The sequence below is a fragment of the Paenibacillus sp. BJ-4 genome (assembly GCF_020404765.1).
Lineage (GTDB): Bacteria > Bacillota > Bacilli > Paenibacillales > Paenibacillaceae > Paenibacillus.
This window is the reverse complement of sequence record NZ_JAIVEM010000072.1, coordinates 246,459-259,316: the sequence shown is the minus strand read 5'-3', so window position 1 is coordinate 259,316 and position 12,858 is coordinate 246,459. Positions and strand designations below refer to the sequence as shown.

Genomic DNA, 12,858 nt, shown 5'->3' with positions numbered 1-12,858 from the left:
CTACTCCCCTCCTTCAACTTCTTGACGTGCCGCTTCTAAGGCCGAACGCAAATCTTCAATTAAATCGTCTGTATGCTCGATACCTACTGAGAAACGCAGCAGCCTGTCATCTACCCCCACTGCATCCCGAATTTCTGCTGGTATATCGGCATGCGTCTGCACCGCAGGATAGGTCATCAGCGATTCTACTCCGCCCAGACTTTCGGCAAATGCAATCAACTTAATGTGACGAAGTAAGGGCTCCACATAGCGAGCATCCTTTAACTTAAAGGAGAAAATACCTGTGTTGCCGCTGGATTGTTTGTTTTGTATCTCACGACCCGGATGACCTTCGAGCCCCGGATAAAATACTTCCGCCACTGCAGGGTGAGTCAATAAATAGTTAGCAAGTACCGTCGCATTATGCTCATGTCGATCCATACGCAACGCCAGCGTTTTCATGCCTTTCATTAATTGATAGCTGTCGCTTGGGGAAAGCACAGCTCCTATAGAATTGTGAAGGAAGGAAATTTCGTCCGACAGCTCTTTGCCCTTGGTTACGATCAAACCTGCCAGTACATCATTGTGTCCACCCAAATATTTGGTTGCGCTATGTACCACAATATCGGCACCCAGTTCCAATGGACGCTGGAAATATGGTGTTAGCAGCGTATTGTCTACAATAGTAAGCAACTTACGTTGTGATGCCCATTCAGCCACCGCTCGAATATCAGTAATCATCATCAATGGGTTCGTAGGCGTTTCTATGAATACAGCTTTAGTATTCGGTCGACATGACTGTTCGAGTGCTTCAAGATCGTTTGTATCCACATAACTTGCCGTCACGCCGAATTTAGATAAAATGCGCTCCAGCAAACGATATGTCCCACCATAGAGATCCAACGATACAATGAGATGATCTCCCTGTCCAAACAAAGCAAATACCGTTTGCAGCGCTGCCATGCCGGAACTGCAAGCAAAGCCTGCATCACCAGATTCCAATACAGCTGAGGCCTCTTCCAGTACCTTTCGCGTCGGATTGGTCGTCCGAATGTAATCAAATCCTGTGCTTTGACCCAGACGGGGATGACGGAACGCCGTAGCTTGATAAATCGGATAATTAATAGCCCCGGTTACTGGCTCCTCTACTGAACCGATCTGCGCTAATCTGCTTTCGATTTTCCACTGCTTCTCACTCATATGAATCCTCCCATTAACTTCCAATTCGGATGTTGTAACCTACGCTGCACAAATGGATGATCAAACACTATACTGCTGCACTACTGCAAGGTGGTACTGCGGCAAGGTGAATTTTAAGCCCCTTTTTAAATCTGGGGCCCGATATCGTAAGGCGTTTCTTGGTATACATAATAGTTAAGCCAATTAGAAAATAATAAATTGGCATGCGCACGCCAGATAGAGGGCGGTGTGCGTTCAGGATCATCATTGGGAAAATAGTTTTTGGGGACTTCAATGTCCAATCCTTTGGCCACATCACGATCGTATTCCCATTTCAGCGAAAGCGGATCGTATTCAGAATGACCCGTTACAAAAATTTGTTTACCATCACACGTGGCTACCAGATACACGCCGGCTTCCTCCGATTCGGATAAAACCTCTAATTCGGCAATACGATCAATATCCTCCCGTCGAACCTCCGTATGCCGGGAATGTGGAGCATAAAAAAGTTCATCGAAACCGCGTAACAGCTTCACTTTAGGCTTAATAACCGTGTGTGGAAATACGCCAAAGCATTTGAAGTCGAGTCCGTATTTGGGGACACCGAAATGATGGTATAGACCTGCCTGTGAGGCCCAACAGATATGCATGGTCGAAGTGACATTCGTTTTCGTCCATTCAAAAATTTGCTGGATTTCTTCCCAGTAGTTCACATCTTCAAACTCAAGCTGTTCCACCGGGGCGCCTGTAATAACCATGCCGTCAAAACGACTGTTCTTGATCTCGTCAAACGTTTTATAAAACATGTTCAAATATTCTTGCGATGTATTTTTGGATACATGGGACTTCATGTGTACCAATGTAACGTCCACTTGCAGCGGAGTATTGCCGACCAGTCGCAAAAGCTGGGTTTCTGTTGTCTCTTTTGTAGGCATCAAATTCAAAATGGCGATGCGCAACGGACGAATATCCTGGTGATAGGCCAGGCTTTCATCCATTACGAAAATATTTTCGCTCTCCAGCACTTCCTTGGCTGGTAATGTATCCGGAATCTTAATCGGCATATAACTCACTCCTTGTTCGGTAAGTTTTGCGAAAATCGTCTGTTGAGATGCCGGGCATATAATAAAAAGACCTTTCTCCATTAGAGAAAGGTCATATTTGTATCCATATGCGCCTCTCTCATCTGTCAGGGCAATACGCTTTTGTACAAAGCGCACGTCCTGCAAGAATTAGCACCGTGCGATTAGAATCGCCGGTTGCCGGGTATCATCGGGCTAGTCCCTCCACCTGCTCTTGATAAGATTTCGCTATATTCATTTTAGGTTCACAAAGTTCTTTTTTAAACACTTTAATGCATCGGCTGGGCTTCGTCAAGATGGGACTTGTAAATTTGTGTCCTTCATTCACATTTTGTCTACCTTTTCCATAGGTTAAATCATCCCACTCTTATCATTGAAGCTCTTGTCATTGCTGCTGATTCAGCCCATGATTTTGCGCTTGAAAGGCCGTAGGCCGAGCGTTATACTATACAAGTGCTAATAGGCACAAATATAGAGCAACAGTGCAAATTTTGATTGCTTTCTGCGGTACTGTGGCAACCTTAAAAAGAACATTTGTGAGGTGAATCCGGAATGGAAGGCGACCCGAGTCCGAATAGGCGGCGATCCCTGAACAACAGCATAGGAATGACTTCAGCTTGCCGAAAGACGGGACGCCAGGCTCTGCATGCTCCAAAAGCCTTCGGCTTTTGATGGGAATGCGCGCTTACCCGAACCGGCTAACTGGCTAACTGAGTCCATTCCTTATGCTTAAGGTACACGTATTTCCGTTGCGACGGAGCATAAGGAGTGACAAATATGAAAATCCGTTTGGTAAACAACGGGGTTTTTACCCCTGTCGAAGAAATTGAAATGGCGCTTACTGCACCAGCAGAAGGCTTTTATTGGATTGATGCCGATGTCGATGATCTGGCAGTGCTCCAGCCTTTATTCTCCATGCATGATCTTGCGGTCGAGGACTGTTTGAGTGAAGAAGAGCAACGCCCGAAGATTGAAATTTACGAAAGCCATTATTTTATCGTTGTAAACAGTATTCGTTTTGATGATGAAGAAATATTTTTGCGTGCTTTGAACATTTTTCTTGGCCGTCATTTTATCATTACGGTGACCAAGCAAAAAATCAATGAACTTCGCACCCTTAAGCCTATGCTTTGGGAGCAGGAGGTAAGTCAGCCGGACCGTTTTATGTATCTGTTGATCGACTTGATTGTTGATAACTATTTTTTGGTTGGTGACCGGATTGAGGTTCGCATTGAAAAGCTGGAAGAAGATATTCTCATGCATACGAAAAAGTCGCATTTGAATGAGATCATCGGCTTGCGTAGTGAGATTCTGTGGCTGAAAAAAGTGCTAGGTCCGCAAAAGGAAGTCATTAACACCCTGAACAAACGGGATTTACGACTCATCGACGATCAATTACAAAAATACTTTAGCGACATTTATGAAAATGCTGTGAAAATTTCGGAGACTTTCGAAACTTATCGCGACTTGATGGGTAACCTTCGAGAAGCTTATCAATCCAGTATTGCCAACCGTGCAAACGAAATTATGCGCGTGTTCACGGCAATTACGACCGTATTTATGCCATTGACGGTTATTACCGGAATATATGGAATGAACTTCGATAATATGCCTGAGCTTCATACACGTTATGGTTATTTTGTTGTCATAGGCATTATGGTGGCGCTAGGTGTCAGTATGTTCTGTATTTTCCGCAAGAAGGATTGGGTTTGAAAAGAAAAGAGTGACCAAGACAGCAGCCGTATCCGTTCAGGATATAGCTGCTGTTTTGTTGTATTGTTGCGTATTTTCCCACACAATCACTCAACTTTTTTCTAAAAAAGCCCTGACCTATTATACCTTTCGGCGAATGAGCGGTGCTTCCGATTTGTACTAGGTTATCCTACATGTCGATCTGATGTCTCCTGATGGCGGTAACGGATACGGATTAGGCGCAGGCGCTCATAAACTTGATCCAGTCCTGTTTCTGCCGCCTTTTCTTCGCCATACACTTGCAGCATGACGGGCTTGAGCAGCGTATCCCCCAACTCTTCATAGGCAGACCAGATGGCTGCCTGCTCTTCCTCGGATACGTTTACCAGTTCCTTACGGATTAGCTTCTCCATATCAAATCCATCCCTGTCCAGATGCTCCACAGCCTCGATCATCTCTCTACGATGCAAACCTGCCTTTATTCCGATATGCTCCAGCGAAAGACCGTCTGAAATACCTTCAATAATCGTTTTTGTCAGGCTGAATTTGTTCAGTTCCTGCCTGTATTGGTTCTCTTTTTGTTTGTACATCCATGACAAAAAAACTTCTTCTTCCAGCGTCTCGGTTACCCAATTCAGGGGGAATGGCGTGGTCCGGTCATTTTGTGTCGTAATAGCCAATAGCTCGTTCCCATATTGCGACACCTTCCCCTGGCCCATACCGGGTAGCTCGAGCAACTCCTCATCTGTATGGGGAAGATAAACGCTAATGAGTCGAAGCAGACGATTCGTAGCAATAAAATAGGGAGCCTTGCGCTCGGCGGCTGCCTTTTGCCGTCTCCACATTGTTAATTGCTCATAAACATCATCACGCGGAAATAAATCGCTATAACAATACAGCTTTTGCAGCGTTTGTCCCCGTCCTGCTGCTCCTTCCTGCTCATGAAAAACCCCATTGATTAAAGGTCTATAGCCCTCAGCCATCTTGAGCGCCAGCTCATGGCGGTACACATGCAGCAATTCCTGCCACAAGCTTCCCTCATACCAAAGATCATCCGTGCTTTCATCCAAGCCATGATGCGTGCTCCAGCCGGCACTCCATATCCTCTCATGTTGCCCAATCCATACCTGGGCAAAGCTCTCATAGCCATGTTCATTCCGTTTGGACAAGCGATTCAAAAATGCAATCTCCATATTTTTTCCTCCCTGTGTATCGTTGATTACAGTCCCGTACAACGCAAAAACACAAAAAAGCACCTATCCTGCGTATTCGCAAGAAAGGTGCTTCCCTTTTTGAGCCGTACTATGCTGTTGCCTATATGATAACCATACCTTGGAGCCTCGTCAACCCAAAAATTCTTAACGACTTAGCTTTTCCTTGGCCAAGGCCAGAGCACCGCACAATCCGGCATTGTCGCCCAATCCCGGGCTTACGATGTATTGATCAATGTCTATAGTCAGACTCGGATGCTGTACGTAACCGTTCAATAGCTCTTGAAGCTTGCTACGAATGAGCGGGAACAACTGCTCCTGCTTCATTACTCCTCCGCCCATAATAATTTTTTGTGGTGACAGAATTAATACGTAGCTCATCAAAGCCTGTGCCAGATAATACGCTTCCATTTCCCAAGCCGAGTGATCAACAGAAAGCTCATGTCCCTTAACCTTCCATCTTTTTTCGAGCGAAGGCCCCGCTGCCAGTCCTTCCAGACAATCTCCGTGATAAGGGCATGTCCCTTCATAAGTATCCTCTGGATGACGGCGCACCAGGATATGCCCCATCTCTGGGTGAGATAATCCATGAATCAATTTTCCACCAACCAGAGCCCCCGCCCCGATGCCTGTACCTATCGTAATATAGAGACAGCTGTCCATTCCCTTGGCTGCACCCCAGATGGATTCACCCAATGCAGCTCCGTTCACATCGGTGTCAAATCCCATAGGTACATCAAAATGCTCTTTCAGCTTGCCAATCAGATTGTAATTTCCCCAATGCGGCTTGGGTGTTGTCGTAATATAGCCGTATGTATCACTACCCTCGATAGGATCAATCGGTCCAAATGACCCTACTCCCAGCGCTTCAATACCCTTCCCCTCAAAAAATGAAATGACATTCTCCATCGTTTCTGCTGGCGCGGTTGTTGGAAAGCTCGCACGCTCCAGTACCTCTCCCCGTTCATTGCCAATTCCACATACAAATTTGGTACCGCCTGCTTCAATTGCTCCCAATACTGTCATTGCTTCTGTTGTCCCCTCTCAATCGTACGTAGTCCGTTTCCCTCTACACTATATTCACCTGAAACATGCCCAAGGTCAATCCCTTGACCACAATTGTAAATAATCCTTCACATGACCGAATCTCTGTTAATATCTATGTACACGTAAGGATGCTAACGTTCCAAACGTCAGCATCCTTACGTGTACTATTCCTGAGTATACATATGAAGCATACCTGCCTCATTATGATCCGGTGGCAACACCCATCAACGTGCATAAGCTTTTCATTTCAAGCTGCTCAAACTTGTCGACAATTTGCACATGATCCAGTGTTAGCAAACAGCTGTCCAAAGCACATGCTACAGGTACATTACAATGAATTTCAGCAAGCTTGCGTGAAAGATGCAACATATCCAGATCACTCTCAATCTTTTTGCGCACCGATGGCGTCAACTGATCCAGGTTCTCCAGAATTCCTTCAATGGAGTCATATTCCTGTACGAGCTTGAGCGCTGTTTTCTCACCAATACCGCGTACCCCCGGGTAATTGTCGCTCGCATCCCCCATTAAGCCTTTGAGGTCGACCACTTGGCGCGGCTTAAGTCCTTTTTCAGCCAACAGCGTCTCTGGGGTATACACCATATAATTGCCGTGGCCTTTCTTCATAATGATGACCCGTGTCCGCTCATCCACCAATTGGAGTAAATCATGATCTCCTGAGAGAACCATCACATCCATGTCTTCATTTTGCGTATAATAGCGCGCAAGCGTACCGATACAATCATCCGCTTCAAAGCCTTCAGCTCCAATGTTGGGAATGCCGAGGCTATCCGTCACTTCACGAATCAATGCAAATTGGGGAATCAAATCATCCGGTGCATCGGCTCGATTTCCCTTATACGCTGCAAAATGCTCCCCGCGAAAAGTCGTTCCGCCCATGTCCCAGCAGCAAATAACATGGGTAGGATCAAACGTTTGGACAGCATCCCAAAAATATCGAATAAAACCATATATGGCGTTCGTTGGCACTCCAGCTTTTGTGCGACGGATATAGCCGTTAGCGGCAGTTGCATAATAAGCGCGGAATAGCAGAGCCATGCCGTCAACCAGCATTATGGATTGTTCATTACGTTGTGTCACAGATTGTATTGCTCCCATTCATATTATTTAACCCCAACAGTATACCATATCCCGAAGCGGAATTGGGCGTTATTGAGCACCCCATGCCTCCTCAAATGTTTCCTCTTTGAAGCCTACCGTTACTTTACTCCCGTCTGTTACGATGGGGCGCTTGATCAACCTGCCATTCGAGGATAAAAGCGAAATTTGCTCTTCACGGCTCATATCTCCGAGCTTGTCCTTCAATTTTAACTCCTTGTATACCTCACCGCTCGTATTAAAAAATTTCTTGAGCTCCAGTCCGCTTTTACTGATCAAATCCTCCAGTTCCTCCGGTCCGGGCGGTTGTTCAAAAATAGGAATCAGTTCCGTCTCATGTCCCTTGTTTTGCAGCCATTTTACTGCATTACGGCAGGTGCTGCATTTGGAATACTGGTATATTTTCAACTGGCTCATCTTTAGGTTAATCCTCCATTTTGTTTCTTAACAGCTCCTGCATTTCGGCCATATCATCCGGTAGAGGAGCATAGAACGTCAGACGCTCCCCTGTCACTGGATGTACCAAGGACAGCTCTGAGGCATGCAGCGCTTGTCGAGGCATCCGGGCATCAAGCTGCTCATATTGCTCACGAGACGCTGCGTCATCGGGTATAGCCCGGTACATTTTGTCTCCGATCAACGGACAGCCGATGTACGTCATATGTACACGAATTTGGTGTGTACGCCCGGATTCCAATTTTAGACCGATACGACTTCCTTCATTCCAAGCTTCCTCCAGCTTATACAGCGTCAGAGCAGGATAACCACTCGGAGTCACCATTCTCAAATGCGGATCATCTGGATTACGGTCAATCGGCCCATCCACGCGTCCTTCCTGTCGCCCAGGGCGCCCATGCACCAAGGCCGTATAGCGCTTATCCACCGTTCCCGCAATCATCTGCTCAGAAATATGCTGGTGTACATACGGATTTTTAGCCACAACGAGCACCCCTGTCGTCTCCTGATCGAGACGATGAACGGGACGGAACCGGAACAACTCTCCCTTGGACTGCCAATAATGTACAACTCCGTTAGCCAATGTGCCTGTGTAATGTCCATGAGTCGGATGAACAATGATTCCTGCCGCCTTGTTTACGACCAACAGATGCTCATCCTCATACAAAATGTCAAAAGGAATCGGTTCGGGTAAAATATCATCGGAACACTCGCGCTCCATCCGAATTTCCACCCGATCCCCAGCCTTTACCTTTACGCTGATATACACTCGTGTCCCGTTCAGCATAATCCCTTGTTCGGTCAGCTTTAGCTTGGATATCAGCTTACGTGAAATGTTCATTCTTTTCTGTAAAATCGTCTTCAACAGCATTCCTTCCTCTTCAGGAGGGATCATATACACGATAGGTTCATAGTACAAGCTCATCACAAATTCCCGGTTGCCTCCTTATTTGCGGAACACTTTTTTGCTCCGCACATATTCGACATCGGGTATACCCTGACGCACATTCGCTGTGCGGGCCACGACAAAGAAATAATCAGAAAGACGGTTCAAATACCGACGTACCGCAGGATTAATTTCTGTGTGCTTACCCAGTGTGACTGCCCGGCGTTCCGCGCGTCGACAAACCGTACGACAAATATGAAGCGTTGAGGATAATGTGCTGCCACCCGGTATAATAAACCGCTCCACCTTCGGATTTTCCTCCTGACATGCATCAATCCAGCCTTCCAGCCGCTCTGCCAGCTCATCCTTCACCTTATATTTGCTTTCATTGATTTTAACAAATGCCAAATCCGATCCGCAATCAAACAGCTCCTGCTGTATTTCCTCCAATTGGGTCCGAATATCCGCAAACTTTTCTCCTTCGGCAAAGCTGATTGCTTGTCCTACAAAGCTGTTCAGCTCGTCGATTGTGCCGTATGCCTCCACACGGTCATCGTCTTTGGACACTCGACCTCCGATAACCGAAGTTTGTCCCTCATCACCTGTTCTCGTATAAATTCCCATCGTACTCCATCCCCCTTATCATTCCGTGAGTGCTTTCAGCACCTTGATGGCTTCTTCCTTATTGCTTGTACGCGGCGGCACGGTAGCAAACAATGTTTTTGAGTTATATTTTAGATCCTTAAACATCTTCATCTGCTCCACCGGAATTCCAAACAAATGAGTTTCCTGGATCACATCTGTTCCTTCTTCTCCCTGCCCCTTCTTCTTAAATACGCCGCCTTCGAACACACCCCGAGCATACGTATTCTTGTCAAAAGCGTCATCTAACGGCAGATTCGAACCATTCTGTCCGTACAGTTTCATATCCTCTTCCGGTAAAATAAACAGATCATGCTCTCCAGCAGCATACTCAACGACCAGTTTCTGCTGGTTATACAGCGGGCTGACTGAAATCTCGATGTTGGGAGCCTGTTCGCCCAGCTTATCCTTAAGCTTTTGTGTCAGCTCATCACGAACGACTGAAGCATCCCCTTTATCCATAATAAAAATGGAAAAGCTGTCCTTGTCCCGTCCACCACATCCGGCCAATAGTACGAGTGCCAGCATTCCGATAATCCACGGTGACAGCCTTTTTATCCCTGCTCTCATCTGTACGCCCCCTCTTCCATGCCACTAATATATCATAAGTTGTGAACGCAAAAAAAGAAGGCCCTGCGGCCTTCTCATACCTTCGGCTGAATGCACATGGTCACACCTTGCACTCCGTACCATACAGCTTCATGTATTCATTGATTTTCAAATCGAGCTTGCAGCTGATCTCGATAACAAGATCAGAGGTGAAGGACTGCTCTTCCTGAAACGTCCGTGTCATCTCATTGCGCAGAAGCAAAATTTCATCTTCCAGGGAAATGTCGTATCCTATTGAACCCGACGAATGATATCCAACATATGACATGAGCATTCCTCCTGCAATTGAAAAATTGAACTTCCTGCTTTCGATTTCAAATTATAGCATATAAATTTAGAAATAAAAGACTATTTTCTATGATTTAACCATAAAAAAATAATTTTAACCTTCTCTTCTTACTTTTTCTACAAAATGACCAATCCGATCCAGTGCTTCCGTCAGCTGACTGACAGAGGTCGCGTATGAGCAGCGAAGGTAGCCTTCGCCTCCCAAACCGAACACATTCCCCGGCACAGCCGCAACCTTTGCCTCTGTCAAAAGGCGCTGCGCAAATTCATCCGAGCTCAGTCCCGTGCTTTGAATACTAGGGAAAACGTAGAAAGCCCCTCGCGGCTCGTGACATTCCAGACCAATCTCCCGGAACCCCTCAACCATCAGACGACGACGCTGATTATAGGCTTCCACCATCCGGTCCTTCTCACCCAAACCATTCCGTAAGCCTTCCAGTGCCGCAACTTGCCCCATGGAAGGCGCACACATAACAGTATACTGGTGGATTTTGAGCATGGCAGCAATCAGGTCAGGATGCCCACATGTATATCCAATACGCCAGCCCGTCATGGCAAAGGCTTTGGAAAAACCACTGACGAGAATCGTACGATCCATCATACCTGGCATAGAAGCAAAGCTGACATGCTTTTCTCCATAATTCAATTCGGCATAAATTTCATCAGAAATAACGATTAAATCATGCTTTTCCACAACTTCCGCAATCGGAAGCCAATCTTCATAAGTCATTGTAGCCCCGGTCGGGTTGCTCGGATAGCACAAAATCAGCACCTTGGATTTAGGCGTAATTTTAGCCTCCAGTGCCTCAGCGGTCAGCTTAAATTCATCCTTGGCGAACGTTTCAATACCTACCGGAACCCCGCCCCCAATCGCAGTGATAGGAGAATATGAAATGTAGCATGGCTCAGGAACGAGAATTTCGTCGCCGGGTACGATTAATGCGCGCAAGGCAAGATCAATCGCCTCACTGCCACCAACCGTCACAATAATTTCATTTTTCGGATCATAACGGACTTCAAATTGCTCATTCAGATATTCACTAATCGCTTCACGTAATTCTGGTGTTCCCGCATTGGACGTATAGCTGGTAAAGCCTCGCTCCAATGAATAGACGCAGGCTTCCCGCATATGCCAAGGGGTTGTGAAATCCGGTTCGCCTACTCCAAGGGTAATAATATCCTTGTTGCTACCCACCAGATCAAAAAACTTACGAATGCCCGAAGACGGAATTTCGCGTACCAGCGGGGACAAATAGGAACTCATGGCTTTGTTGCTATCGGTAAATGCTTCTGATTTGAGATTCATCATGATCTTCCTTTACGGCGAAATCATCAGACGGTTATCATCCTGATGGTCCTCAAAGATAATTCCGTCCTGCTTGTATTTTTTAAGCGTAAAATTGGTCTTGGTGGACAATACCGAGTCAATAGGTGACAGCTTTTCCGATACAAAATTCGCAACCTCACGGAGGTTACGGCCTTCAACCTCTACCAGCAAATCGTATGCCCCAGACATGAGATAAACCGATTTAACTTGCGGATACAAATAGATCCGTTCGGCAATCCCTTCAAAGCCTCTTCCACGCTCAGGTGTAATCTGTACTTCGATCAAAGCAGTAACCTTCTCGTCGTCTACTTTATCCCAATTGACCACAGCGGCGTATTTGACAATCACATGCTGGTCTTCAAGCTCTTTAATTGATTTACGCACATCCTGCTCGTCAACCCCCAGCAAAGTAGCCAGCAAAGTCGGTGTTCTTCTTGCATCTTCTTTTAACAATTCCAATACTTTTAATTTCAAATCATCCAGTTCTGTCATTCTAATAAGGCCTCCATCAAAAGAGATTACTATACATCATACAATACGTACTTTAAACCTGCAAAGAAAAACCGTCCGCCCCGGTAAACCCGGCAACGGACGGCTGTTATGGGAAATTGCTTCAAACGCCAAGTTACTTGTTTACACCATAACCCGTTTACATGTAATAAGGGTTGTGTTGATGAGAAGACTGGCTTTGCTGATGCATAGGCTGACCGTATCCTCCCGCAGCGAACGATTTTTGCTGAATGAACTGCTGGCATTCCTGTTGAGTCTTGCGAGCTTCTTGAATCTGTTTGTCCAAATCAATGCGCAGCGCTTTAGACGGGGTGGAATACATATTGTTCTGACTCATCAGACGGTACAAATCACCTTGCAGACGCAACGTATCATTCGTAAGGTCGGTGAACAGCTGGCGTACAGACGGACAATTGGATTCTGTAGTCGCCGTTGTATACTCCCTCACTGTACGTTTCATATCAGCAAGAATGGTATAGAGCAAATCCTCTTCGGGCATAAATGACATATTGTTCTGTGGATACATCCTGTCATACCTCCTTTTATTGATTCATGCATCATTACTGCTGCGGTTGCATAGGAGCAAGCTGTTGGTGCTGTTGAAGAGCATTGGAAAGCAGGTTCAAATGGTGTTCATGAGTTCTGGCGAACTGTAAACAGGCTTGTTGAACGGCAGGCTGCTGGATGGACACTGCTGTCGCTGCACATTGTTTGAGCAGTAGTTTTTCATTAGAGATAGAGTCTACGATGTACTCCAGCTCTTTGCCAGTCAAAGGTTGCATGTTCATAGATTGCATAGTCCGTGCCTCCTTATATGTTTTGTTGCACGCTGGT

At 46.1% G+C, this 12,858-nt stretch carries 15 protein-coding genes and 1 riboswitch; of the genes, 1 reads left to right on the top strand and 14 read right to left on the bottom strand.

From position 1 onward, the window contains the following. The gene (locus LCF57_RS13835) at positions 1–1,179 is read right to left on the bottom strand and encodes a PLP-dependent transferase (protein ID WP_226001205.1); all 1,179 of its coding nucleotides are present in this window, start codon (positions 1,177–1,179) and stop codon (positions 1–3) included. A 125-nt stretch (positions 1,180–1,304) separates the two neighbouring features. Next, complete coding sequence (gene metA / locus LCF57_RS13830) at positions 1,305–2,222, bottom strand: homoserine O-acetyltransferase MetA (protein WP_226001204.1); 918 nt, start codon at positions 2,220–2,222, stop codon at positions 1,305–1,307. Between the two features lie 115 nt (positions 2,223–2,337). Then, positions 2,338–2,464, bottom strand: a riboswitch (SAM riboswitch). A 553-nt stretch (positions 2,465–3,017) separates the two neighbouring features. Here metA and corA point away from each other — a divergent pair. Then, a complete protein-coding gene (corA, locus tag LCF57_RS13825; protein ID WP_025716163.1) occupies positions 3,018–3,953 on the top strand; it encodes a magnesium/cobalt transporter CorA in 936 nt (311 codons plus the stop codon). A 164-nt stretch (positions 3,954–4,117) separates the two neighbouring features. On the opposite strand, the gene LCF57_RS13820 is transcribed toward corA, so the two are convergent. From LCF57_RS13820 to LCF57_RS13765, 12 genes are all read right to left on the bottom strand, one after another. Continuing rightward, entirely contained in the window at positions 4,118–5,125 is a 1,008-nt protein-coding gene (locus LCF57_RS13820) for an HRDC domain-containing protein (protein WP_226001203.1), read from the bottom strand. Positions 5,126–5,290: 165 nt separating this feature from the next. After that, positions 5,291–6,169: an ROK family protein gene (locus LCF57_RS13815; RefSeq protein ID WP_226001202.1), complete on the bottom strand. Its 879-nt coding sequence runs from the start codon at positions 6,167–6,169 to the stop codon at positions 5,291–5,293. A 222-nt stretch (positions 6,170–6,391) separates the two neighbouring features. Continuing rightward, the gene (locus tag LCF57_RS13810) at positions 6,392–7,288 is read right to left on the bottom strand and encodes a 5'-3' exonuclease (protein ID WP_226001201.1); all 897 of its coding nucleotides are present in this window, start codon (positions 7,286–7,288) and stop codon (positions 6,392–6,394) included. A gap of 69 nt (positions 7,289–7,357) precedes the next feature. Continuing rightward, positions 7,358–7,723 (bottom strand): arsenate reductase family protein, encoded by a 366-nt coding sequence (locus LCF57_RS13805; RefSeq protein ID WP_226001200.1) that lies wholly within the window; start codon positions 7,721–7,723, stop codon positions 7,358–7,360. A 7-nt stretch (positions 7,724–7,730) separates the two neighbouring features. Next, positions 7,731–8,687 (bottom strand): RluA family pseudouridine synthase, encoded by a 957-nt coding sequence (locus LCF57_RS13800; RefSeq protein ID WP_226001274.1) that lies wholly within the window; start codon positions 8,685–8,687, stop codon positions 7,731–7,733. Positions 8,688–8,708: 21 nt separating this feature from the next. Next, entirely contained in the window at positions 8,709–9,272 is a 564-nt protein-coding gene (locus LCF57_RS13795; protein WP_226001199.1) for a cob(I)yrinic acid a,c-diamide adenosyltransferase, read from the bottom strand. A gap of 18 nt (positions 9,273–9,290) precedes the next feature. Further along, positions 9,291–9,860, bottom strand: coding sequence for a hypothetical protein (locus tag LCF57_RS13790; RefSeq protein WP_226001198.1), 570 nt, complete (start codon positions 9,858–9,860; stop codon positions 9,291–9,293). A gap of 100 nt (positions 9,861–9,960) precedes the next feature. Next, complete coding sequence (locus LCF57_RS13785) at positions 9,961–10,167, bottom strand: aspartyl-phosphate phosphatase Spo0E family protein (RefSeq protein WP_226001197.1); 207 nt, start codon at positions 10,165–10,167, stop codon at positions 9,961–9,963. A 114-nt stretch (positions 10,168–10,281) separates the two neighbouring features. Beyond that, positions 10,282–11,493, bottom strand: coding sequence for an aminotransferase class I/II-fold pyridoxal phosphate-dependent enzyme (locus LCF57_RS13780; RefSeq protein WP_318840682.1), 1,212 nt, complete (start codon positions 11,491–11,493; stop codon positions 10,282–10,284). Positions 11,494–11,505: 12 nt separating this feature from the next. After that, positions 11,506–12,006: an Lrp/AsnC family transcriptional regulator gene (locus LCF57_RS13775; RefSeq protein ID WP_226001196.1), complete on the bottom strand. Its 501-nt coding sequence runs from the start codon at positions 12,004–12,006 to the stop codon at positions 11,506–11,508. 157 nt (positions 12,007–12,163) lie between these two features. Next, positions 12,164–12,550, bottom strand: coding sequence for a spore coat protein (locus LCF57_RS13770; protein ID WP_226001195.1), 387 nt, complete (start codon positions 12,548–12,550; stop codon positions 12,164–12,166). 34 nt (positions 12,551–12,584) lie between these two features. Next, positions 12,585–12,821: a hypothetical protein gene (locus LCF57_RS13765; RefSeq protein ID WP_226001194.1), complete on the bottom strand. Its 237-nt coding sequence runs from the start codon at positions 12,819–12,821 to the stop codon at positions 12,585–12,587. Between the last annotated feature and the right edge of the window lie 37 nt (positions 12,822–12,858).